18 protein-coding genes and 1 pseudogene are annotated in these 23540 nt (G+C 43.5%); 10 read left to right on the forward strand and 9 right to left on the reverse strand.

What is annotated here, in order from left to right; genetic code table 11:
• Together JMX94_RS12285 and JMX94_RS12290 are read right to left on the reverse strand one after the other, a co-directional pair.
• Positions 1–664 (reverse strand): annotated as a pseudogene (locus tag JMX94_RS12285) (hypothetical protein); the annotation flags it as partial.
• Positions 665–971: 307 nt separating this feature from the next.
• Positions 972–1712: a glycerophosphodiester phosphodiesterase gene (locus JMX94_RS12290; RefSeq protein WP_201565803.1), complete on the reverse strand. Its 741-nt coding sequence runs from the start codon at positions 1710–1712 to the stop codon at positions 972–974.
• A 391-nt stretch (positions 1713–2103) separates the two neighbouring features.
• Here JMX94_RS12290 and JMX94_RS12295 point away from each other — a divergent pair, with 391 nt between their 5' ends.
• On the forward strand, positions 2104–3093 hold the full coding sequence (locus JMX94_RS12295) for a hypothetical protein (protein WP_201565805.1): 990 nt from the start codon (positions 2104–2106) through the stop codon (positions 3091–3093).
• Positions 3094–3219: 126 nt separating this feature from the next.
• On the opposite strand, the gene JMX94_RS12300 is transcribed toward JMX94_RS12295, so the two are convergent.
• A complete protein-coding gene (locus JMX94_RS12300) occupies positions 3220–3819 on the reverse strand; it encodes a cob(I)yrinic acid a,c-diamide adenosyltransferase (protein WP_201565807.1) in 600 nt (199 codons plus the stop codon).
• A 233-nt stretch (positions 3820–4052) separates the two neighbouring features.
• Between JMX94_RS12300 and cysS the strand changes: the two genes are divergently transcribed.
• The 7 genes from cysS to JMX94_RS12335 all read left to right on the forward strand — a co-directional run bounded on the left by cysS (position 4053) and on the right by JMX94_RS12335 (position 14797).
• The gene (gene cysS, locus JMX94_RS12305; protein WP_201565809.1) at positions 4053–5513 is read left to right on the forward strand and encodes a cysteine--tRNA ligase; all 1461 of its coding nucleotides are present in this window, start codon (positions 4053–4055) and stop codon (positions 5511–5513) included.
• A 129-nt stretch (positions 5514–5642) separates the two neighbouring features.
• A complete protein-coding gene (locus JMX94_RS12310; RefSeq protein ID WP_227673642.1) occupies positions 5643–7682 on the forward strand; it encodes a mechanosensitive ion channel family protein in 2040 nt (679 codons plus the stop codon).
• Between the two features lie 469 nt (positions 7683–8151).
• Positions 8152–9624, forward strand: coding sequence for an IMP dehydrogenase (guaB, locus tag JMX94_RS12315; protein WP_201565811.1), 1473 nt, complete (start codon positions 8152–8154; stop codon positions 9622–9624).
• 201 nt (positions 9625–9825) lie between these two features.
• A complete protein-coding gene (glmM, locus tag JMX94_RS12320; protein ID WP_201565813.1) occupies positions 9826–11193 on the forward strand; it encodes a phosphoglucosamine mutase in 1368 nt (455 codons plus the stop codon).
• Positions 11194–11275: 82 nt separating this feature from the next.
• On the forward strand, positions 11276–11935 hold the full coding sequence (pdxH, locus tag JMX94_RS12325) for a pyridoxamine 5'-phosphate oxidase (RefSeq protein WP_201565834.1): 660 nt from the start codon (positions 11276–11278) through the stop codon (positions 11933–11935).
• Positions 11936–12221: 286 nt separating this feature from the next.
• Positions 12222–13478: an alanine racemase gene (locus tag JMX94_RS12330; RefSeq protein ID WP_201565815.1), complete on the forward strand. Its 1257-nt coding sequence runs from the start codon at positions 12222–12224 to the stop codon at positions 13476–13478.
• Entirely contained in the window at positions 13466–14797 is a 1332-nt protein-coding gene (locus JMX94_RS12335; protein WP_201565817.1) for a D-arabinono-1,4-lactone oxidase, read from the forward strand. The genes JMX94_RS12330 and JMX94_RS12335 overlap by 13 nt, the downstream gene beginning before the upstream one ends.
• Positions 14798–14889: 92 nt before the next feature.
• Here JMX94_RS12335 and JMX94_RS12340 read toward each other — a convergent pair whose 3' ends face one another.
• The 5 genes from JMX94_RS12340 to JMX94_RS12360 all read right to left on the reverse strand — a co-directional run bounded on the left by JMX94_RS12340 (position 14890) and on the right by JMX94_RS12360 (position 19969).
• Complete coding sequence (locus tag JMX94_RS12340; RefSeq protein ID WP_201565819.1) at positions 14890–15525, reverse strand: glutathione S-transferase family protein; 636 nt, start codon at positions 15523–15525, stop codon at positions 14890–14892.
• A gap of 38 nt (positions 15526–15563) precedes the next feature.
• The gene (locus JMX94_RS12345; protein ID WP_201565821.1) at positions 15564–16241 is read right to left on the reverse strand and encodes a type 1 glutamine amidotransferase domain-containing protein; all 678 of its coding nucleotides are present in this window, start codon (positions 16239–16241) and stop codon (positions 15564–15566) included.
• Positions 16242–16504: 263 nt separating this feature from the next.
• Positions 16505–17566: an NADP-dependent oxidoreductase gene (locus tag JMX94_RS12350; RefSeq protein ID WP_201565823.1), complete on the reverse strand. Its 1062-nt coding sequence runs from the start codon at positions 17564–17566 to the stop codon at positions 16505–16507.
• Positions 17567–17705: 139 nt separating this feature from the next.
• Positions 17706–18935, reverse strand: a complete 1230-nt coding sequence (locus JMX94_RS12355) for an iron-containing alcohol dehydrogenase (RefSeq protein ID WP_201565825.1) — start codon at positions 18933–18935, stop codon at positions 17706–17708.
• Positions 18936–19366: 431 nt separating this feature from the next.
• Positions 19367–19969 (reverse strand): TetR/AcrR family transcriptional regulator, encoded by a 603-nt coding sequence (locus JMX94_RS12360; RefSeq protein ID WP_201565827.1) that lies wholly within the window; start codon positions 19967–19969, stop codon positions 19367–19369.
• A gap of 414 nt (positions 19970–20383) precedes the next feature.
• Here JMX94_RS12360 and JMX94_RS12365 point away from each other — a divergent pair, with 414 nt between their 5' ends.
• Entirely contained in the window at positions 20384–21874 is a 1491-nt protein-coding gene (locus tag JMX94_RS12365; RefSeq protein WP_201565829.1) for an aldehyde dehydrogenase family protein, read from the forward strand.
• Positions 21875–22015: 141 nt separating this feature from the next.
• On the opposite strand, the gene JMX94_RS12370 is transcribed toward JMX94_RS12365, so the two are convergent.
• On the reverse strand, positions 22016–22246 hold the full coding sequence (locus tag JMX94_RS12370; RefSeq protein ID WP_201565831.1) for a hypothetical protein: 231 nt from the start codon (positions 22244–22246) through the stop codon (positions 22016–22018).
• Positions 22247–22655: 409 nt separating this feature from the next.
• Here JMX94_RS12370 and JMX94_RS12375 point away from each other — a divergent pair.
• On the forward strand, positions 22656–23540 hold an 885-nt coding region (locus tag JMX94_RS12375; RefSeq protein ID WP_201565832.1), incomplete at its 3' end, for an NnrS family protein.

Genomic DNA, 23540 nt, shown 5'->3' on the forward strand with positions numbered 1-23540 from the left:
CTTTGGTTAAGTCAGGAATGTTTTTATAGTCAAAGCGCCCGCTAGGGTAATTACGTAGCATCCAGCCAATGTGGCTAAAGAAAAACCCACGCTGTGCTGAATAAGGGTCATCCATGCGATCATCAACATGACGGTGATGGGTACGGTGACCTGACACCCAGTCAAAGGCTGAGCCTTGAACCGCAAGGGTTGAGCCTAGCAATAGGAAGTTTTCTACCAAAGGATGGGCTTTGTACGCACGGTGCGACAGTAGGCGATGATAGCCTGCGGTAATACTAATACCTGTCCAGACCATAAAGGCACCAAACACACCCCAAACAGGCGCACTAACCTGATGGGTCAGTAAGTACCATGGCGTAATGACTGCCGCAGCAATAGGCGTTGTAATAAGGAAAATCGCTGGTACCAAGTTAATCGGCGATTTTTGGAATTCTAGCTCCAGAGGATCGATGCCTTCATCGTTGCTCGCTGCATTGGCATTTTTATAGCCGCTGGTGGTCGCAAACTGCGTATCGGCAGCGTCGTCAGTTTTGCTTTTGCTAGTATCAAGCCACGTCTTTACGCGCAGTGCTTGAGTGCCAGCGTGCTGTATAAGCGTATCACCCGACTTCATGGCCAAACGTAAGCCCTTAAGTGGTAAGCCTATTACTTTTTTAGCAATCATGTAATATTCCTAACGGTATTAATTTTAGACCCCATATTACCTGAAAAGAAAGACAAAGTGAACAGTTATACACTAGAAAAATATTGCTAAATAACAATAACTTGTATGAGTTATGGAATGTATTATCGTAAATAACCCAAGACTTATCAGCAATTTAGTAAAAGTGTAAGTACGATGGTAGATATGTAGGGTATTAAACTATGGTAGTCGTTAAAAGAGGCGTGGGTTATATATAGGTATCAAAAGGTTGCATGAGCATAAATAACCCCTTCTATCTATGAATAGATAGGTGATGTGAGCAAATAGGTTATGTAAGTAAATAGGTTGGATAGTCAGTGATAATGACATCGACTTGCCACGCGATCAATTGTTCAATCGTGTTGCTATCATTGACCGTCCACGCACTGATAGGCAAGTTATAACGATGACAGTGGGCAATGACTGCTTGATTCAGCAGCGGATAGTGAATACCGAGTTGCACACAGCCAAGTTGCAGCGCAGTATTAGATGCCGATATCAAGGTTTCAGGCGTCCGAATCAATAAACCACGTGGTATATGCTGCAATAGATTATTGCGTTGCAGTCCGGCGTGTAGCTCGACATCAAAGCTGGTCAACACGATAGGTAGGTTGGCAAGCGGACTGTCGATTAAATCCGTCATCAAAGCCTTAATTAGCTTGCGGTAATCCGTGCGCTCATGAGTCTTAATCTCAAGCTCAATATAACTAAAGCCTTCTAATGCAGCTGCTATATGCGCTAACGGCGTAATCTTATGGCCAGATTGCTTATGATCCAATTGCGAGTAGCGCTCAATTTCAGCCAGGCTTAACTGATCGATACGTGATTGCTGCGCGCACATACGTTGTAAATTGTCATCGTGAAAGACCATTAAGTGACCATCCGCAGTCAACTGCACATCGAATTCCACACCGGCTAAGCCCGCTGTTTGCAGATTTTGCGCAAGCTTAAAACCTGCTACGGTATTTTCTACTGCTTCACCGCGCGCGCCGCGATGGCCTAATAAAAGCGTGTTTTTAAAATTTATCATTATCAATAACTATCAAATATTTTACCGCCATCATATCGCCTCTAGAAAACTGGGTCTAATAAAATATTTGCAGGATAGCAGATTCATCACTTATATGAGATGCGCCAATAACTTACGCTATTATTTCCCTAGGTATTTGTTGCGTTTTTGCAACCAAACCTCGATTTTAGCCCTAATGTTAGGCGTTATTTGTATATCGATAGGCTACACTGATGACCATTTAATTCAAACACCGTATAATAATGTGGTTTTCAAAACTTGCACGATGACTGTTAATTGTTACGATTGCTAATTGTTACGATTTTAGCGTGATGGTTTCAGTGTGAGTCTTTGAATGTTAAACAATGTCCATCAGTGGCGGTACGAATCAGTAAATTGGAGCAAAGTAAAGATGAGCGTAGCAAATAAGAGTTTGAGCAAATGGTATAAGGTTGCTGGTATTGGCATCGCATGCAGTTTGGCGCTGGCTGGCTGTGACCGCTCAGAAAAAGAAGAAACGACGGAGACAGCAGAGCTAACCGAAGACACCACTGCTAGCGAAAACGCTGCTGCTACTGCGGTTAGCTGTGATGACCCGATGGTACAAGATCGCCTCAAATCCGCTTTAAAAAATACGCTCAATCAACAAGGACAAACGCTGGCTGCAAGCTACGCCAACGATGCTGAGATTGGTCTAAACGGCGGCGCTGTCACTGAGAAAACCAATGGTATCGTCATCGATGTCCAAAATGCCGCAGTTTTACAAGCAGCCAATGCCAATGGCATGACCACGTGTCAGGCGAGCGTTAGCATGACCTTGCCAAGTGAAGATTTATATCAAGCGAGCCAGCTGCAAGCGGCCAACAATCAGCCAAGCTTGCAGTCTCGTTTAGCCAATGACAATATCCGTATCAATAACAATATGCTAGTTGATGATGCCTTTACTTATGTCGTTGGTACGCAAGGTGGTCAAGTACGTACGCGTATCGCAGGGCAGCCGGCGTTGATTACAGTCGTATCAGAAGTGGTGGCAGGCTCAGTCTTTCAGTCGGCGCTAGAAGAGCAGCGTGCTCAGCGCGCTGCCCAGCAAGCTGAACGTCGCCGTCAAGCTGCGCAAAATAACAACGACAGCCAACCACGTCAGCCAAGACAAGTCACGCCAGTAACCCCTGTGCGCCCAACTGAACCTGCTACGCCACCGACTGTAAAGCAAAGTAACCAAGATAGCAGCAGTCAAAGCAATAGTAGTCAGAGTAGCAATAGTCAGAACAGTCAAAGCAGTAACCAAGCGGCCGCAACGCCTAGTACGTCAGCGCCTGTGACTCCAGCTACACCTAAGTCAGTACCTAAAGATGAAAGTATCGACATGGTAATTATTGAAGATAAAAACGCCACTTATTAATAAAATGTCAGTAGTTACTGTTTAAGCCTAGAGTTTGAAATAAAAACGCCCGCAACCATCGTAAGTTGCGGGCGTTTTGCTTGCTAGATTAAGCCTTTGGCTAATAATATAATGGTTAAGCTTACGCTATTTATTATCAGCGAATTTCTGTAGTACTTGACTGTCCCATAATACTTCAGAAACTTGCTCAGGGTCCGTACAGAAACGGGCGGCAACAAACAGCCAATCAGATAAGCGATTGATAAAGCTGACCGCTGTTGGACGAATCGCTTGTGGGCGCTGCTGTTGCAATAATACTGCTTGACGCTCAGCGCGGCGACAGACGGTACGTGCCACATGCAGTTGACTGACAAGCACTGAGCCTGTCGGTAAGATAAAATCTTTCAACGCTGGTAAGGTACTATTCATCGCATCAATTTGCTGCTCTAACCAGTCGATATGGACGGCGTTCACGCCTTCATATTCTGGCATGGCAAGCTCGCCACCGATATTAAATAGCAAATGCTGAATAATGACTAATGCCTGCGCAAAATCGGCTTCTTTATTTACGTCAGTTGAAGTTTGCGTCAATTGCGCGCGGATTAAACCTATGTGTGAGTTGAGCTCATCAACATCACCCATGACGCTAAATAGATTGTCCGCTTTACTCACGCGGCTGCCATCTGCCATGCCGGTGGTGCCGTCATCTCCGGTACGTGTATATATTTTGCTTAAACGATTGCCCATGTTTGCATCCTTAGCGGTCGGTGTTTTTTATCATTGCGAGTCTTAGTTGTGCGCTCATTGTAGTATTTTACGAGCATTTTCGCTAAGATAATGGGTTAAGTTTTATATTGCTGTGCTCCTTAGGGTAATCATCACGTTAAAATCTTTTATAGATAGACGTTTTTATGACTACAGGATGCAGTATTGGTATGCTCGTTTATTTCTTATACTTTTAATCAAAAGGCTTTTCTACTATGACCACACCTCTTGCAGACGCTATGTCTCAGCTTGCCATTTACGACTCACTTACTGGGCGCAAGCAGTCATTCAAACCGCTTGTTGCGGGCAAAGTCGGCATGTATGTGTGCGGGATGACGGTCTATGATTATTGTCATATCGGTCATGCGCGGATGATGGTTGCCTTTGATATGGCGGTACGCTGGCTCAAACAATTGGGTTATGACGTTAATTATGTGCGTAATATCACCGATATTGATGACAAAATCATCACCCGTGCTGCCGAAAACGGCGAAGAGATTGGCGCATTAACCCAGCGTTTTATTACAGCGATGCACGAAGACTTTGCGGCGCTTGGTTGCTTATCGCCTGATGCCGAGCCGCGTGCGACTGACCATATCGATGAGATGCAGCAGATGATTGGCAATTTGGTCAGTAATGATTACGCTTACGCTGGCGATAATGGCGATGTCTATTATGCGGTCGATAGCTTCCCTGATTATGGCAAATTATCCAAGCGCAATTTGGACGATATGCAAGCGGGCTCGCGTGTTGATGTCGAAAATGACAAGCGCAATCCGTTTGACTTTGTCCTATGGAAAGCGGCAAAACCTGGTGAGCCACAATGGGCATCGCCATGGGGTCAAGGACGTCCTGGCTGGCATATTGAGTGTTCAGCGATGTCGACCAAATGCCTTGGCAATACTTTTGATATTCATGGCGGCGGTCATGATTTACAGTTTCCGCATCATGAAAATGAGATAGCACAATCGGAAGCGGCGACGGGCTGCGAGTACGCGCGTAATTGGATGCACGTTGGCTTTATTAATGTCGATGGCGAAAAAATGTCCAAATCTTTGGGTAACTTTGCCACTATTCGTGACGTCATCAAGCATTTCCATCCTGAAACGCTGCGTTTTTTCTTATTATCAAGCCATTACCGCAGTCAAGTAAACTTCTCCGATAGCGCTTTAGATGAAGCCCATAATAGCCTAAGCAGGCTATATCAAGCGTTAAAAGCTGCCGAACAACAAAAAGGGCAAGCGCTTATTATCAATGATGAGCTGATAACAGCCGCTTATGACAGTACAGCGGGACAAGACTTTATCAAAGCCATGAACGATGACTTTAATAGCTCAACGGCTATTAGTGTATTGTTTGGGTTGGCACGTGATATCAATAAAGCGATTAAAGTGGAAGACGTAGAGGGTGCATGGCAATTGGCGCAGCAGCTTAAAGCCTTGGCGCAGACGCTAAATATATTGCAGCTGCCAGTACAGCAATTTTTACAAGCGGTCATCGGTGAGGCGCAAGCTGACGGTTTAAGCGATGCGGCTATTGATGGATTAATCATCGAGCGCGCAGATGCCAAAACCAATAAAAACTTCGCCCGTGCTGATGAGATACGTGAGCAGTTAAAGAATGCTGGTATTGAGCTTGAAGACAGCCGCGCGGGTACGACTTGGCGCCGCGCTTAAATCATATTCTCTATATAACCAATTGTATTGATTAACAGTTTGCCCATAAATTAAGTCAGCTTAGCGCTGGCTTTTTTTTGCCCAGTGCATTAGCTTAATCCTATACTTAATGCAGCAGAGCCTTATCGTATGAAACACTCTCATTGGTCTTTGATTGTTCAAAACCTCCAAATTCTAAAGACTGGCAATACTGGTAATATTGGTGATGCTGATATTGTTGGTTTTGATAATTGTGAAAAATTTGAGACTTTCAAAAAACTTGAGAGTGTGAATATTATTATGGCTAATGGTAAAAGATTTAATAAGCATTTAAGTATCCGTCATTTTATTCTCAGCATGGCCGTTATTATCCTAAGCATTGTTTATCTGCCTGCTAATGCTGCTAGTACCGATAATACTGCGCCAGAAAACATCGTTGATTATGCCGAGCAACAGCTTGATAAGCTTAAAAGAGAAGGGGTTAGCGCCTCTGCTATTGCCGAAGAGATGATTAGTCCGCTTGAGAAAAAAACCGTGCAGCAAGCGGGCGTGCTACAAGGCGATTCTGGTCTGACGGGCGATTATAACGAAGGCTATTATGCATTAAGTACTCTCAATGCAGGCTTGCCGCCCTTATCTGAGCCACCGAATTTATCGACACCACTGGCAACGTTAGAGTTTTTTCAATCAGCGGTTATAAAGCAGCAGTATGACTTGGCCGCTTATGCGCTCAATATGAACTTGATTGATGAAAAGCAACAAAGCAGCCAAGCAATGGAACTAGTCAAACAGCTTGATTTTTTATTGGTAGAAAAAAAGCTTTATGTATTTGACAAGCTGCCAGATCGCCCAGATGGTTTGATAGAGCCGCCGCTTGGTAGCACGAATAGTATTCAAGGCATTCCTAGGCGTTCGATTCAATTAGGCTATATCGACTATCGCGAGCGCCGCATACCGATACATCTCGAACGCGTTCGCCTCGATGATAGCGCGCCTTTTTGGGTATTTTCTGCGCAGACGGTGGCCAATATCGATAAGCTATACGAGCAATATCAGCCCGCAAAGTTTGAGCGTTATTTGCCCGACTGGACCAAGTTAAAAGTCTTTGGTATTGCGATTTGGGAATTTATAGCACTATTTATGTTCTTTTCTTTTACCATGGGTGCCGGTTGGCTATTAAGTAAAGCGGCCGGTAAACTGCTCAATTGGTATGTTTTAGACAAAGAAGGCAACCGACTTGGTACTGTTCATCACAACGGGGTGGAAGATTTAGTCAATAAACTGACCGTACCCTTAACTTTCACCATCAGTTTTTCATCTGTTTATACCTTGGTATCAGGCGGCTTTCCTTATTTGGATGCCTTAGCCTCATCGACACGACCCATTATTTGGATTGGCTTGGTATTTAGTGCCATGTGGCTTGGCATTCGCGCCATTAATTTCTTTGCCAATCGTTATAAAGATTTGCAAATCGAAAATTTAAGCGAAGAGCAGTTTGATAAAGGCCGCAGCCGTCGCACTTATGTGTCTATCTTTCGCCGCGTCTTTATATTTGTGATGATTTTAGGCGGAATTTGGATAGGGCTGAGTGAATTTACCAATATCGATGGTTTGGGTAAGACCTTACTCACTTCAGCTGGGATTGCCGGCGCGGTGATAGGTATTGCCGCCCAGCCCATTTTAGGCAATATCATCGCAGGGATGCAGGTCGCCATTACCCAGCCTGTGCGTATCGGCGATACGGTGATGATGGAGGGTGAATGGTGTACGATTGAGGATTTAGGCTACACCTATGCGGTACTAAAAACGTGGGATGAGCGCCGCTTGATAGTGCCTATGCGGCATTTTATCACTGAGATTGTCGAAAACTGGTCGCATACCGAATCGCATCAAACCTCAGTGATTTATTTGTATGTCGATTATGGCGCTGATATTGACGCCATTCGACAAAAATACATCGAGCTGGTAAAAGACAATGCGCTATGGGACGGTGAAACTGAGCCTGAGCTGTTTACCGTTTCGGTATCAGAAACCACTATTAAGCTACGCTGTAGCCAAGCGGCTAATAGCCCTATTGATGCATGGACACTCGAGTGTGAAGTACGTGAGCAGATGCTAGGCTATTTATATAACGAACAAAAAGAGTATTTACCGGCTGAGCGTTTGATTGTCAAAGCAGGTGATGAATGAGTTTTTTGATAAAGGTTTAAATTTAACATTTTGGTCTATAACAATGCTATTCGATTGTATTTTAAGCTTCTTAAAGAGTGGTTTTATAAATAAGCTGGGAGGATTGGTCAGGATTGCGGTTATAGCAAAATAAGCTGACAAATATGTTATGCGAAGGCTTGCCTTATTTGTTATAATATGGCGTTATTTTTAAGGGATAATTCAGTTATTAAGCATCGTTAATCAGACTTTAGGATGTTTAGAGGCGCTGTATTGGCAAATCTACTTACCCAATCGTTTTATTAGCGCTGATAAATAGATAACGTGCCGAGCGAATGTTGGTATTTAGTGTTTGTTCCTCATGGTTTTATCACAATCCGATGGCTTTATCTTCATTTGCATTTTAGCCGGCTGGTTTTGACAAAACATTCGTTTATCGACTTGATACTGCATTGCCCACCCATCAAAATAACCACCACTAGGGGTCTGTATGTTGCGAATTGTCGATGAAGCCTTAACCTTTGATGACGTTTTATTATTGCCAGCTTATTCTGAAATCCTACCAAAAGCTGCTGATTTAACGACCCGCCTAACCAAAAATATTACGCTAAACTTACCAATGATTTCTGCTGCGATGGATACCGTCACTGAGTCTGATATGGCCATTACCATGGCACAGCTTGGTGGACTGGGTATCTTGCATAAGAGCATGGATATCGATAAGCAGGCCATGCAAGTACGCCGTGTCAAAAAATTCGAAGCAGGTACGGTGGTTGACCCTATCACAGTTCATCCAGAGATGACGATTGGTGAGCTACTAAGATTGACCCAAGATAACAATATCTCAGGTGTGCCTGTGGTTGAGAAAGGTACTGATAAAGTAATCGGTATCGTCACCCACCGCGACTGGCGTTTTGAGACCAATTTGTCATTGCCAGTCAGTCATATCATGACGCCAAAAGATCAGCTGGTCACCGTCAAAGAAGGTGAGAGCAATGAGAATATCAAAAAACTCCTTCATGAGCACCGTATCGAAAAAGTCATTGTGATTAATGATGATTTTCGTTTGCGTGGTCTGATTACGGTCAATGATTTTACCAAAGCAGAAAACAATCCCAATGCTTGTAAAGATGAGCACGGTCGTCTGCGCGTTGGTGCGGCTGTTGGTACCGGCGCTGATACCCAAGCACGTGTTGAAGCCTTGATTGCAGCTGACGTCGATATCATCGTTGTTGATACGGCGCACGGACATTCAAAAGGCGTGATTGATAAAGTTTCTTGGATTAAAAAGAACTTTCCAAACGTTCAAGTTATCGGCGGTAATATTGCCACTGGTGATGCCGCTTTGGCGTTACGTGATGCTGGTGCAGATGCGGTAAAAGTAGGTATCGGTCCAGGATCTATCTGTACCACGCGTATCATCGCTGGTGTTGGTATGCCACAAATCTCTGCGATTGATAGCGTAGCAAACGCGCTACAAGACAGTATTCCACTGATTGCTGATGGTGGCATTCGCTATTCAGGCGATATGGCAAAAGCCATTGCTGCTGGCGCGTCATGCATCATGGTTGGTTCGTTGATGGCGGGTACCGAAGAAGCGCCGGGTGAAGTTGAGCTGTTCCAAGGTCGCTATTATAAAGCCTATCGCGGTATGGGTAGCTTGGGTGCGATGTCAGGTCAAAACGGCTCGTCAGATCGCTATTTCCAAGATGCCAAAGATGGTGTGGAAAAATTGGTACCAGAAGGTATCGAAGGCCGTGTCCCTTATAAAGGTCCAGTTTCTGGCATTGTCAATCAGATGATGGGTGGTCTGCGTTCATCAATGGGTTATACCGGTTGTGCAACCATCGAAGAGATGCGTACTAAGCCACAGTTTGTCAAAGTCACTTCAGCGGGTATGAAAGAATCACACGTCCATGATGTGCAGATTACCAAAGAAGCGCCTAACTACCGTGTCAACTAATAGCATTTTTAACGCTGCCTAAGTGCAAATTTCTGGCTTAGTAGCGTTGTCGTGACGTCGAGATACAAACAGCCAACAATGCCTTGTTATTGTTGGCTGTTTTTTTTGTAAAATACAAGATTGGATTAAGCGTATCTGTATCTACGGCTATGCCTGTGCGCACATCTGGTTTTTACTTTTTAACATTGAGGAATAATAATAATGAGCTACTTTGGCACTGATGGTATTCGCGGAAAATTTGGTGAGTTACCCATTACCCCTGATTTTATTTTAAAGTTAGGCTATGTCACGGGGTTGGTGCTGATAGAAAATAATAATAATCCTGCTCGTAAACCCAGTGTGGTCATTGGTAAAGACACGCGTCTATCAGGTTATGTGATTGAAGGGGCGCTGCAAGCGGGTTTTAATGCCGCAGGTGTCGACGTCCATATGCTAGGGCCGCTACCAACGCCTGCTATTGCGCATCTGACGCGTAGCTTTAATGCTGATGCTGGCGTAGTGATTTCAGCCTCGCACAATCCTTATTTTGATAACGGTATTAAATTCTTTTCAGGTGATGGCAAAAAACTCACCGATGAGCTGCAAAATGCCATTAACGATAAATTGACCGCTATCATGGCTGCCTCGGGCAGTAACGACGCTCTGATGCCTATTTTAGATCCAGCAAAATTGGGTAAAAACAATCGCATTAATGATGCTAAAGGGCGCTATATTGAGTTTTGCAAAGGCAGCTTTCCTTATCAATACGACTTGGACCATTTAACCGTTGTCGTCGACTGTGCTAATGGCGCAGGTTACAGTGTCGCCCCGCGTGTCATGCGTGAGCTTGGCGCCAATGTCATTGCGATTAACAACAAACCCGATGGCATTAATATCAATGCAAAGTGCGGCTCAACGCATCCTGAAAGTTTGCAAAAAGCCGTACTCGAGCATGAAGCCGATGTCGGTATTGCCTTAGATGGTGATGGTGACCGTATTGTGATGGTCGATGAAGCTGGCGAGTTAGTCGATGGCGATGGTATTTTGTACGTGCTTGCTACCCAAGGTCAAACCAAAGCCAAAGGCGTCGTTGGGACATTGATGAGTAACATGGGCTTAGAATTGGCGTTAAAAGACGCTGATATTGAATTTACCCGTGCAAAAGTGGGCGATCGTTATGTCATGCAAGACCTTGAAGCCAATGGTTGGATATTGGGCGGTGAGCCATCTGGTCATATTTTATGCTTGGATAAAAGCCGTACCGGTGATGCCATTATCGCAGGCTTACAAATACTCGCAGTCATGCAAGCGCGCGGTAAAGCGCTTAGTGATTTGACCGAAGGTTTTGAAGTATTACCGCAAAAACTGGTCAATGTGCGCTTATCGCAAATGCAAGATCCGTTTGAACATGAAGAGTTGGTCGCCGCTTTTGATAAAGCCCGCGCCACTTTAGAAGGTCGTGGCCGCCTGCTTATCCGTCAATCTGGTACAGAGCCGATGATTCGAGTCATGGTTGAATCAGATGATGAGATAGAATGCGATGTGATGGCTAATGACTTGGCTGATAAAATAAAAACAGTTTTGGGCTAAAATCTTGGATTAAAAATTCCAAATTGATAGTATTTACGGATATAGTTTGTATTTAAAAGTATAGCGAGAAACCAGCATGAGTATGGATTTTACCGATCAGCGCCTATCCTATGAGAAAGGTCAGCTTGACCAGCAGTCAGTGCCCGCGTCGCCATTTGAGCTGTTAAACGCTTGGATGAATGAGGCTATAGCAGCGCAAGTACCAGAACCGTATGCGATGAGTTTAGCGACGTGCGGGGCGGACAATAAGCCTAGCGTGCGTATTGTCTTGCTGCGTGAAATTACCGATACCGGTATCGTGTTTTATACCAATTACGAAAGCGCCAAGGGTCAAGATATCGCTGAAAACCCCAATGCTGAAGCGCTGTTTTTTTGGCATCAGCTTGAGCGTCAGATTCGTATCAGTGGCAGTATTGCTAAAATCGATGCCAATAAATCGGCCGCTTACTTTCAAAAACGTCCGCACGACAGTCAAGTAGGCGCATGGGTTAGCCAACCGCAAAGTGGTGAAGTTGCCAATCGCACTGTGATGGAGCAAACCTTTGAGCAATTGCAGGCTGATTATCCAGCGGACAGTCCGGTACCGACCCCAGAGTTTTGGGGTGGCTATGAGATTACAGTGAATGAGATTGAGTTTTGGCAAGGTCGTGCCAATCGTATGCATGACCGTATTGTATATAGCTTAGATAAGACTGGCTCAGACGGCGCAGCGAACTGGACAACCAAACGCTTATTACCATAATGCGTATGCATTTATAGCCAATGGTTATAGTGTACTGTTTTACCGATAAAGAAAAAGCCCCTCTAAACCTGATGTTATAGGTATTTAGAGGGGCTTTTTTATGCGCTCATAAGTATAATTTATCTTATAATCCTAACAATTGTTCTATTTTTATAGATATGGTGCTTGACTGTCTTATGCTCTCGGTTCAAACTATGGTGCTGATTTATGCTCTTTTATAGAGTCATAATGACAGAATAATAAAAGACACAGGGCTGTGTTTAATCGTCGTTACAAGGAAAGTAAAATGGATTTTGCCCACATTATTGCGCCAAAAACCCCGAGTGCGTGGCTAGATATGGACGCGCTTGATCATAATATTGCGCTCGTCAATAAAAAAACCCAAGCCGTCAAACTGCGCTTGGCGACTAAGTCTATTCGTTCTCTCGATGTTCTGCGCTATATCAAAGACAATTCTCCTCACTTTATCGGTCTGATGTCCTATGCTGCCGATGAGTCACTGTATTTGTTAGAAAATGGCTTTGATAATATCCTTTGCGCTTATCCAACTCTTGATATGGCGAGCGTCGCGGCAACGTTTGACTATACCAAACAGGGCGCGACCATGATTTGGATGGTTGATCGCCCTGAGCATGTTGATGTACTTAATGAAGTCGGCAAAATTCATGATGTTGTTATTGATGTTTGTCTCGATATCAATATGTCGATGCCGCTGCCAAAGCTCTATTTCGGTACCAAGCGCTCGGCATTGATGACTATAAAAGACGTTAAAAAACTCCTAAAGCATATCAAAAAATACAGCCGTATTAATGTCAGTGCGGCAATGGGTTATGAGGCACAAATCGCTGGTTTGCCTGAGCATTTACCGGGTAAAGCCTTGTTGTCGCCAGCCATCCGCTTATTAAAAAGTCGCTCACAAAAACAAGTTAGTAAACGTCGCCGCTCCATCGTTGAATATCTCAATAAACAAGGTTATACCTTGAAGCTCGTCAACGGTGGCGGTAGCGGTAGTATGGATTTTACTTCAAGCCAGCCTGAAGTGAGCGAGATAACCGTGGGTTCTGCGTATTATAAACCGGCTTATTTCGATTATATGGATAGCATGCATGAGTTTCAGCCAGCCGCTGGATTTGTGCTGCCCGTGACGCGTCAGCCTGAAAAAAATGTCATCACATGTCATAGCGGTGGATTTATCGCCTCAGGTGCGACAGGCGCGGACAAAGCGCCTGTGATACATTATCCCGAATATCTATCCTTATTAAACGATGAAGGCTTTGGCGAAGTACAAACGCCGATGGCCATCTCTAAAGCTAAAAAAGATGGCAACGCACCTCGTCTTAGTATCGGTGATGTGGTTTGGTGCCGCCATGCAAAGGCAGGCGAGCTGTGTGAGCATTTTAATGAGCTTATTTGTTATCGACAGTCTGCTCAATCTATAACAGATGGTTTTGCAAGAAGCGAAGGAACGCGTCCAATAATAAATACAAAAACCAAAAACCAAGTAATGACAACCTACCGAGGAGAGGGCAAATGTTTTCATTAAGACTGTGGCAAGGAAGCAATGAATGGCAAAATTGGGTCGGTTATGAACGTGCTACACCTGAGCAAAAACTTACTCCCTCATCAGTTGCAGAGCTACAAGATATCGTTAAAAACGCACGGGCAAATAAAAAGCGCGTTAGAGTCACGGGCGCGGCGCATTCGTTTAGTGGTTGCGCGAAACCTGAAGAAATTGCCGTCAGTCTGCATAATATGCGCGGTCTTATCTCGGTGGATAAAGAAGCGAAGCTTGCTACTTTACATGCTGGCACCTATTTATATGAAATTGGCGCCGCACTTAAAGAACATGGTTTGGCGTTGGAAAATATGGGCGATGTGCAAGCGCAAACTATCGCTGGTGCTGCCAGTACGGCGACCCATGGCACAGGAATTACTTTAGGCTCCATTGCCAATCAAGTAGTGACATGGGAGTGGGTCGATGGCAAAGGAGAAGTACATACCCATCATCGCGGCGATCCGAAAACCGATGAGTTGGGTAATGCCTTGCATGCAAGCCTTGGTATGCTTGGTATTTTTACCAAATTAACCCTCAAAGTAGTCGACCTATATGGGCTTAAAGAAGCCAACGAAGTGTTAGGTTTTGAAGAAGGATTGGCGCGCTTCCATGAAACGGCGCATAGCCATCGCCATCTAGAATGGTTTTTATTTCCCGGTACCAATAAAATTCAGCAAAAGACGCTGTCGGTGATAGCGCCCAAAGCCATGACGGGCACACAAAAGCTTAAAGACCATTTTGATAGCGTTGTTACCCTTAACGGCGCTTTTTATGTGCTGTGTGAGCTGGCTCGTATGAAGCCGTCGCTAACCCAAAAGGTGAGTGAAATCTCCGCAAACTCTATCCCTAATACCAAGCGTGAAGGCTATAGCTATGAGGTGTTTCCGACACCGCGCGGCGTCAAGTTTAATGAGTCTGAGTACTTTATTAAGCTATCTGATTTTGATGAATGTATCTCGGAGGTCAATCATATTTTATTAAAAGACAATAAAGGCTCGCACTTTCCCATCGAAGTGCGCACACATAAAGGCGAGACCGGTATGCTCAGTCCCACACAGGGAGAGGATTGCGCGGTATTGTCATTCCATGTCTATAAAGGCATGGACTGTGAGCCGTTATTTAAATGGCTATATGATTATATGAAAAAATGGCAGGGTCGACCGCATTGGGGTAAAGTAAATAAATTGAACTATGTGGAGCTACAAAATCTGTATCCAAAGCTCAATCGCTTTTTAGAGATTCGCCGAGAGTTTGACCCTGATAATGTCTTTATGAATAGCTGGCTTGAGCAAAAATTTTGTATTTAAAGTATTTATAAATGGCTTAAGTTTCAATCAGGCATAAAAAAACAGCTCTTAAAGAGCTGTTTTTTTATATTAAACAATAAAAATTATTTGGCTTAACGCTTTATGGAGTCATCGTAATTGGCTTCCAAACGCATCGCACGCTGATAGCTATCTATACTCGCCAGTTGTAGCGCATATTGCTTGATATGCATATAGTCTTGTAACGCCCCACGATGCGCGAGCATGATTAAGTCAAATGCCAGCATAAAGTCAGCACCGCTTAATTTGTTGCCGATGATAAATGCTTTGTCTCTGACTTCATCATTTAAGTAGCTCAGTACTTTATGCTTTTCTGCGCTGATATAACCCGCCAAGAATTCATTATCGCCAACGCCTGCCTTAGTGGTAAACAGTTCAAGCAGTAGCGGCAACATAAGTGAGCTTTCAGCAAAGTGAATCCACTGCAAATAATGACCATACTCTGCACTATCGGTAGCAGGGCGCAGGCGCTCGGGGGCAAAACGCTCAATCAACATCTCGATAATCGCCCCTGATTCAGCATAAAGCTCGCCATCCATCTCAATAACCGGAGACTTACCGAGGGGATGGATTGCTTTTAGACTGTCTGGTGCTAGATGCGTTTTGGTATCACGCTGATGGCTAATCAGCTCATAAGGTTGCCCCAATTCTTCTAATAGCCATAGCGTACGCAGTGAGCGCGATTGATTAAGATGATGTAAGCGAATCATGATATTAGCCTTTTTACGATATTTTTATATTATGCTTATTATGCTTGCAGCTTAGCAAGTAAACGTTTAGCGGCTTCTTCTGATGACGCTGGGTTTTGACCGGTAATCAATAGACCGTCTTCAACGACATACGATTCCCAATCCGCGCCTTTTTCATAGTGACCGCCATTGGCTTTTAATACGTCTTCCAATAAGAAAGGCACGACGTCAGTCAGGCCAACACCTTCTTCTTCAGTATTGGTAAAGCCAGTGACCTTTTTACCTTTGACCAAATACTCGCCATCGATTTTGACGTTTTTAAGCGCGGCAGGAGAGTGGCAAACAAAGGCAACAGGCTTGTCTTGCTTAACAAAGGTTTCAATTAACTCGATAGAGTTTTTATCAACTGCCAAATCCCACAATGGACCGTGACCACCTGGATAAAAGACGGAGTCAAAGTCTTCGGCTTTTACTTCAGCAAGCTTTTTGGTATTGGCAAGACGCTCTTGAGCTTCAGAGTCTTCTTTAAAACGTTTGGTATCTTTGGTTTGTGCATCTGGCGTATCACTACTAGGATCAAGTGGTGGTTGACCGCCAGCAGGAGAGGCTAGAGTAACATTGACGCCAGCATCCAAGAAAGCATAGTAAGGGGCGGCAAATTCTTCTAGCCAAAAGCCGGTTTTTTTGCCTGTATCACCCAATTTATCGTGTGAGGTTAGTACCATTAAAATATTCATAATTGTCCTTATTTATTATTTGTATTGTTTGCTAGGTTTTAATGCTAATTTAATACCAAGTTCAGATATGTCGCAGCCAGCTTTGCTAAAGCTATGCAAAGACCATGATAAAGCTATCTTTGCTAAAAACTGGCTGCTAACAGTATTAATGTTTTAAGCATTATTTTCAGTAGCTGTCTTAACGTATTATGTTGTTAAGTGGTTATCTGAAAGTTATTTAAAACTGGCTACTTTATACCTTTATATAAGTCGCTTGATATGAACTACTGAACGTCAGCAACTTTAACCACGGTTTTACCGAAGTTTTTACCCTCTAGCATATCAAAGAAAGCTTGTGGTGCTTGTGCTAAGCCATCCACGATATGCTCTTTGGTTTTGACTTTACCTGACTCAACCCATTCGCCCATGGTTTTTAAGAATTCTGGGAAATGGTCGCCGTATTCTTCAAAGATGATAAAGCCTTTGATGGTCAGGCGCTGACTGAGAATATGACCCATCAACATACCTAGGCGGTCTTTGCCATCAGGAAGCTCGGTGGCGTTATATTGTGAAACCAAGCCGCATACTGGGATACGCGCATGGGCATTTAATAGTGGCAATACGCCATCGAATACCTTGCCACCGACGTTTTCATAATAGATATCAATACCATCTGGGCAAGCGTTTTTAAGCTGCTCGGCAAAGTCGTCGGCTTTGTGGTCAATACAGACATCAAAGCCTAATTCTTCGACCGCATAGGCGCATTTTTCCGCACCGCCTGCAACACCGACCGTACGTAAGCCTAAATGATTACCGACTTGTCCAACCGTTGCGCCTACAGGACCAGTTGCTGCTGCCACGACTAAGGTTTCGCCTTTTTTTGGTTTACCGATATCGGTTAAACCCATATAACCGGTGAAACCAGGCATACCGAGGACACCAAGACCATAAGATGGGTTGGACATATTTTTATCAAGTTTTAGCACGCCTTCGCCATCACTGACGCTATAATCCTGCCAGCCTGAATTTGATACGACCAAATCCCCAACAGCGAATTTATCGATATTAGATTCGACAACTTGTGCAACCGTGCCGCCTAGCATGACATCGCCGACTTCTAATGGGTCAGCATAGCTTTTAGAAGCACTCATACGTCCGCGCATATACGGGTCAAGTGACATATATACCGTACGCAGTAGCATTTGCTTGTCGTTAGGAGTAGGGATGTCGCTGGTGGTTAGCTCGAAATTATCGCTGGTTGGCGCGCCATTAGGACGGCTGGCAAGTTTGATTTGACGGTTTTGTTGTTGGTTTTGTTGGGCATTAAAATTATTATCAAAGCTCATGTTAAAGCTCCTTATTCTAGTTATTGGTTGTAGTTATTCATTTTCGTTTTAAAGTTTTAAGATTTTAAAGTCAGTAGCCACGCCAAAGTGAATGGCTACCGATTGTTGTGACAATAAAAAGTTATAAGTTTTTTGACGATTAAGCTTTGCTGGTAACGGCGCGTTCTAAAATGCGGCGTGATACAGCTAAGTCATTTTTGCCATGCTCACCCAGTTTCACCATGTTATGTGCTTCAAGTTGCTTGATAATAGGGTCAATGGCTGACTCGGTTAATTCTGCATCTTCTAAGCTAACTGGCAATCCAAGCTCGCGGAAGAAGTTCTCAGTATGAACAATAGCAGTTTCGATGATGGTGTCATCGTCTAGTTGTGTACCGGTATCGTTATTATTGATACCCCAAACGTTACGCGCATACTGAAGCAGTTTGTCTTTTTTGCTGTCTTTAAGCTCGCGCAATACTGATGGCAATACAATCGTTAGCGTACGGGCATGGTCAATCGCATGCAGTGAGGTCAGTTCATGACCAATCATATGCGTCGTCCAATCTTGCGGCACACCAGTACCAATCAGACCATTCAGCGCCATGGTTGCTGTCCACATGATGTTTTTACGCGTTTCTAAATTCTCTGGATCTGCTTTAACCGCTGCGCCTTCCTCAATCAGAATTTTAAGTAAGCTCTCAGAAAAGGCGTCTTGAACTTTCGCATTAACCGGATAGGTAAGGTACTGCTCCATCACATGGACAAAAGCATCCGCAACACCGTTCATTACTTGGCGCTCAGGTAAGGTTAAGGTTTTAGCAGGGTCTAAAATTGAGAATTTAGGGAAGGCAAGTGGGTTACCAAATGGTAGTTTTGCTTGACGTTCGCTATAGTTAATCACGCCGCCTGAGTTCATCTCAGAACCTGTCGCTGGAATGGTCAGAACCGCGCCCAAATCAATCGCTGAATCGATATTTTTGCAATAACTGGTCAGCGCATCCCATGCTTTTTCACGAGAAACCGTGCCATCGGTGCTGCCATCTTCAGTTAATGAAGAGATAAGCGCGACAAATTTACTGCCATCGATGACTGAACCGCCACCAACCGCCAATAAGAAATCAATATTATGCTCATTCACCATATCAGCGGCTTTTAGCAAGGTGGTGAATTCTGGGTTGGCTTCAATACCACCAAACTCAAATACTTCACGTTTGCCATTTGCTGCTAGCGCATTCTTTACTTCATCTAACGTACCAGTACGCTGCGCTGAACCGCCACCATAAGTGATTAGCACGCGTGCCTCTGTTGGCACGAGCTCTGATAGTTGTTTGATTTGACCTTCGCCAAAGACGATACGGACGGGATTGTAATATTGAAAGTTATTCATAATATTCCTAGTTTCTAATGATAAAGAGATAAGTTGTGATGTAAGTGCTAATGAATGACGTCTTTTATATCGGATATGCGTCATAGCGATTATTGCCATCTGTGCGCATTGTACATGAATTAGACCGGTCGTCTAGTTATTTTTTTATTAATTTTACAAAACTATCGTATAACTGAAAGTTCTTAGTATTTTATTAATAATTGCTTATTGGCGATTGAAAGCCCTCAATCAGCGTTATACGTTAGTGCTAACAGTTGAGTATTAATGAGAAGGTATTAATGGCTAGGTTGCTATGGTTAAGGGAGTAGCTAATAAGCTAAGGCGGTAGCTACTAGCTCAGCATTAACAACCTAGATAGTCGCGATATCAAGTTTATTGACATCGGTTTTAGTATATTGATTTTATTAGCATTAATTTTATTTACACAGCGTTTAGCGACCAAGTTGCGAGGTGGTCATCAGCCAAACTTCTGCTAATGGCGTATCGGTTTGACTGATTTTAGCGACTAAACTGGCACCCAACCAAGCAAAGTACCAACGCTTGGCCATACTTTCGGCGGCGATATTGTCAGGGTGAGGTATAGAACCATCTGCCCAGCCTGCTTTTATTTGCACAGCAATCCAGTTGATGGTTTGTTGATAACCGGCATACAGAGCCTTACGCATGGTTTCTGAGATATCAGCCACTTCTGCACTGAGTTTTACTACCAAGCATTTCTCATGGTCACAGCCCTTTTGCTGGGTGTCATACCAATTTTGGAAATAGTTATAAATCTTTTGTTGTGCACTGATTTTTTCAGCAGTAATCGCCTCGAGGCGATTTTTATAGTTGTCAAAATAGTGCTCGATGATGGCTTCACCAAAGGCTTCTTTTGATGCAAAGTAATGATAAAAGGAGCCTTTTGGCACACCAGCGGTATCAAGTATTTGTTTGATACCGACTGCGGTAAAACCTTTTTGCGCAATGAGTTGATAGCCGATGGCTAACAGGTGCGCTCTGGTATCTGATGGAGCAGTGGTTGTAATAGCGGACATGAAGAGGATGTTCTCCTTAGATCTTTATTTGGTGATGTCATTAAATGGTGATGTCGTTAAATTAAGTGAGATAAAGCAGGGCTTTAAAGGTACTTTTTTAATCGAAAGAAAAATAATAATTTTGAGTGTTACGTTTTTTCAACAATACTTAGTGATAAATGATTCTTATTTTTATGCTGACTATGTTAGCATTAGACCAGTCGTCTAGCAAGTTACGTTTGTTATCGATGGTTAATGGCGAATGGTTATTTTACACTATCGTTTCATAAAACCATCATTTCCCAACATAACCATTGCACATAACTGTTTTGCAGTGTACCTATTCCAAATGTAGCAGCTCGATGCTTTAATTAACTAAGCGTTTTAATGAACCAAACGTTTTAAATAACAAGCATAAAATAAATAAGGATTATTATGTCAACTGATACTAAGAATACTCAGCAGAGCGTATATAGCGATTTTCATTTGCAATATATCGCAGGCTCATGGCAACAGGGTAAAGACGATAGCGTCAATACTGATGTCAATCCATATAATGGTGACACGCTGGTCGAGATTAAACAGGCGACGAAAGAACAGCTTGATGAAGCCTATAAAGCAGCAAATGCGGCACAAAAACAATGGGCGCAAAAGACGCCAGCTGAGCGTGCCAGTTTAATGTATAACGTCGTCAATGTCTTAGATCAGCGTCAAGACGAAATTGTCGATTGGCTCATCAAAGAGTCGGGTAGTACGCGTATCAAAGCAATGGTAGAGTTCGGTAGTGCGCGTGCAATTACCCTTGAAGCGGCCAGTTTCCCTAATCGTGTGCATGGTGAGATTCGCGCATCAAACACCCCCGGTAAAGAAAACTTCGTCTACCGTGAGCCAATCGGTGTGGTAGCCGTTATTAGCCCATGGAACTTTCCGCTACATCTTACTCAACGTTCTATCGCGCCTGCGTTAGCACTTGGTAACGCGGTCGTGCTTAAGCCTGCCAGTGACACACCGATTACCGGTGGTTTACTGTTAGCAAAAATATTCGAAGAAGCGGGTTTGCCAAAAGGACTGCTTAACGTCGTCGTCGGTGCGGGTAGTGAGATAGGGGACGCCATCGTCACTCATGATGTCCCAAGCTTTGTCTCATTTACCGGTTCAACTTCAGTGGGCAGACATATTGGCGAATTGGCCAATGGTGGCGACTACATCAAGCAAGTTGCGCTTGAGCTCGGCGGTAATAGCCCATTTGTGGTATTAAAGGACGCGGATATTGAGCAAGCGGTAAAAGCCGCCGCCTTTGGCAAATTCCTGCATCAAGGTCAAATCTGTCTCGCTATTAACCGTATTATCGTTGAAGATGAGATTTATGATGATTTTGTTGAGCGCTTCTTAGCTCATGTTAAAACCTTAAACGTCGGTGATCCGAACAAGCAAGATACGGCAGTTGGTCCAATCATTAATGAAAAACAAGTCAAATCGCTGCAAGAAAAAATCGCTAAAGCACAGCAAGAAGGTGCCAAAATGATTTTGAGTGGTGAGATTAAAGGTCAGGTAGTACCGCCGCATATCTTTACTGAAGTGACGCGTGAGATGGATTTGTCACGTAATGAGGTGTTTGGGCCATTGGTCGGGATTATTCGTGCCAAAGATGAAGAGGATGCGTTATCGATAGCCAATGACTCCATGTATGGTCTATCGAGTGCGGTATTTACAGCAGATATGCAGAAAGGTCTGCGCTTTGCTCGCGGTATCAGAGCGGGCATGACCCATATTAATGATATCTCAGTCAATGATGAGAGCAACATGCCATTTGGCGGTGAGAAAAACTCAGGTATTGGTCGCTTTAATGGTGAGTGGATACTGGAAGAATTTACCAGAACGCATTGGATATCAATGCAAAACGAACCGCGTCAATATCCGTTTTAATCAGTGCATTCTAATCAGTGCATTATGGATAAACGTACTTAGATGTAGTTAGATAAATGTTTCGATATAAAAAAAGACCGCCTGAATGGTGGTCTTTTTTTTATTTATACGCAATGATTCTAAAGTTTTATAGTTCTAATGTTATTTAGAATGAAAGCCTAGTAATGCTTCAATCTCTTCGATAGTCATATGTCGAACCAATGCTTGCTCTTCTACTGTCAGACGGTTGGTATGCTCTTTTATCATGGTATGGATGCTACGAGAGATCTCAGATGTCGTTGCATAATACATTTGCGGCTGTTCTTTGGTCAGTAGGGTCAAAAACCTATTAACGATTTTACGTTTTTCAATCGGTGCATGCGCTTCTGTCATGACAATCTCCTAAAAGTGAACCATTTACGCAGTCAAATTAACTGTGCTCATTACCTATGATGGTAATGGTGAGGGCAAATATCAAGCTATGTGTGACTTTAGAGTTTTATGCCGCTGTAAATTATAGAAGGTAAGTTATCGAATATCACTTATCGGATATCACTTATCGAATATCACTTATCGAATATCAGTTATTAAATACAGATTGGGCTAAAATAACACTATCCATTCTAGCGCTTTATATCAATTATAGCTGTATATGATAACTGCTTTAATGAGTCACTACTTGAATGACTCACTACTTGAATGAATCATAGCAGTCATATAGTTTAGGTGGCATTATAATTAACATTCATATAAAATGAATCTTTAAGACATACCTTCTAACTTTTATTATAAGAAGTCTGCTATGCAATCAATTAATCTACCTAGCAAGCCACCAAGCTCGCCGCATCCCATACTCAATTTGAGCTTTCGGATATTTTTTAGCGCAGGGGCACTATTTGCCATTATAACCATGGCGTTGTGGGCATTTGTGTTTACCGGCCATACAGATATCGATGCGCAAACGTTGAATCCGCTGTATTGGCATGGTCATGAAATGATTTACGGCTATGCGCTAGCCATCGTGGCGGGTTTTTTATTGACCGCGGTAAAGACTTGGACGGGCGTTATGATGCCGCATGGCTACAAGCTGCTCGGTATTTTTGTCTGTTGGTTGCTGGCGCGTTTGGGTTGGGTGGGATTTGGCTTAGGTATCACGATTGCTGGTAGCAGCGCGGCGTTACTATATGCGGCGGCGGTATTTGATTTATTGTTCATCGGCACGATGGCGTTTGTGATTTTCCGTGCAGTATTGCAAGTTAAGCAATATAAGCAAATGGGGATTTTAGCCAAGCTTGCATTATTAACAGTGGGCAATGCTTTGTGCTATTGGGGCATTATCAGCGCCAATATGAATCTGACCAAGGTTGGTGTTTATTTAGGTTTTTATTTGATTATCGGCTTGGTATTGACCATCGGTCGCCGCGTAGTGCCGTTCTTTATTGAGCGTGGTCTAAGTGTGCCAAATGCTCAAGGTGAAACTGAAGCAGTAACGGTACGTAATAATAAAGCGCAGGATATCGCAAGCTTATTGTTCTTCTTTGCCTTTTTTATCACTGATATGTTTTATCCCAATAAATACTTGCTGACCATCAGTGCACTTGGGGTGGCGGTGGTCAACATCATACGCTTAGTTGGCTGGTATCATCGTGGTATTAGGCAAAAACCGTTACTATGGTCGTTATATATC

The organism is Psychrobacter sp. CMS30, assembly GCF_904846565.1.
GTDB lineage: Bacteria > Pseudomonadota > Gammaproteobacteria > Pseudomonadales > Moraxellaceae > Psychrobacter > Psychrobacter maritimus.

Coding starts and splice junctions, on each gene's coding strand:
- JMX94_RS12355 (WP_201565825.1), bottom strand. CDS start 18,935: ATGAATAACTTTCAATATTACAATCCCGTCCGTATCGTCTTTGGCGAA.
- JMX94_RS12310 (WP_227673642.1), top strand. CDS start 5,643: ATGAAACACTCTCATTGGTCTTTGATTGTTCAAAACCTCCAAATTCTA.
- glmM (WP_201565813.1), top strand. CDS start 9,826: ATGAGCTACTTTGGCACTGATGGTATTCGCGGAAAATTTGGTGAGTTA.
- JMX94_RS12360 (WP_201565827.1), bottom strand. CDS start 19,969: ATGTCCGCTATTACAACCACTGCTCCATCAGATACCAGAGCGCACCTG.
- JMX94_RS12350 (WP_201565823.1), bottom strand. CDS start 17,566: ATGAGCTTTGATAATAATTTTAATGCCCAACAAAACCAACAACAAAAC.
- cysS (WP_201565809.1), top strand. CDS start 4,053: ATGACCACACCTCTTGCAGACGCTATGTCTCAGCTTGCCATTTACGAC.
- JMX94_RS12330 (WP_201565815.1), top strand. CDS start 12,222: ATGGATTTTGCCCACATTATTGCGCCAAAAACCCCGAGTGCGTGGCTA.
- JMX94_RS12345 (WP_201565821.1), bottom strand. CDS start 16,241: ATGAATATTTTAATGGTACTAACCTCACACGATAAATTGGGTGATACA.
- JMX94_RS12365 (WP_201565829.1), top strand. CDS start 20,384: ATGTCAACTGATACTAAGAATACTCAGCAGAGCGTATATAGCGATTTT.
- JMX94_RS12335 (WP_201565817.1), top strand. CDS start 13,466: ATGTTTTCATTAAGACTGTGGCAAGGAAGCAATGAATGGCAAAATTGG.
- JMX94_RS12340 (WP_201565819.1), bottom strand. CDS start 15,525: ATGATTCGCTTACATCATCTTAATCAATCGCGCTCACTGCGTACGCTA.
- JMX94_RS12370 (WP_201565831.1), bottom strand. CDS start 22,246: ATGACAGAAGCGCATGCACCGATTGAAAAACGTAAAATCGTTAATAGG.
- JMX94_RS12300 (WP_201565807.1), bottom strand. CDS start 3,819: ATGGGCAATCGTTTAAGCAAAATATATACACGTACCGGAGATGACGGC.
- JMX94_RS12295 (WP_201565805.1), top strand. CDS start 2,104: ATGAGCGTAGCAAATAAGAGTTTGAGCAAATGGTATAAGGTTGCTGGT.
- pdxH (WP_201565834.1), top strand. CDS start 11,276: ATGGATTTTACCGATCAGCGCCTATCCTATGAGAAAGGTCAGCTTGAC.
- guaB (WP_201565811.1), top strand. CDS start 8,152: ATGTTGCGAATTGTCGATGAAGCCTTAACCTTTGATGACGTTTTATTA.
- JMX94_RS12290 (WP_201565803.1), bottom strand. CDS start 1,712: ATGATAAATTTTAAAAACACGCTTTTATTAGGCCATCGCGGCGCGCGC.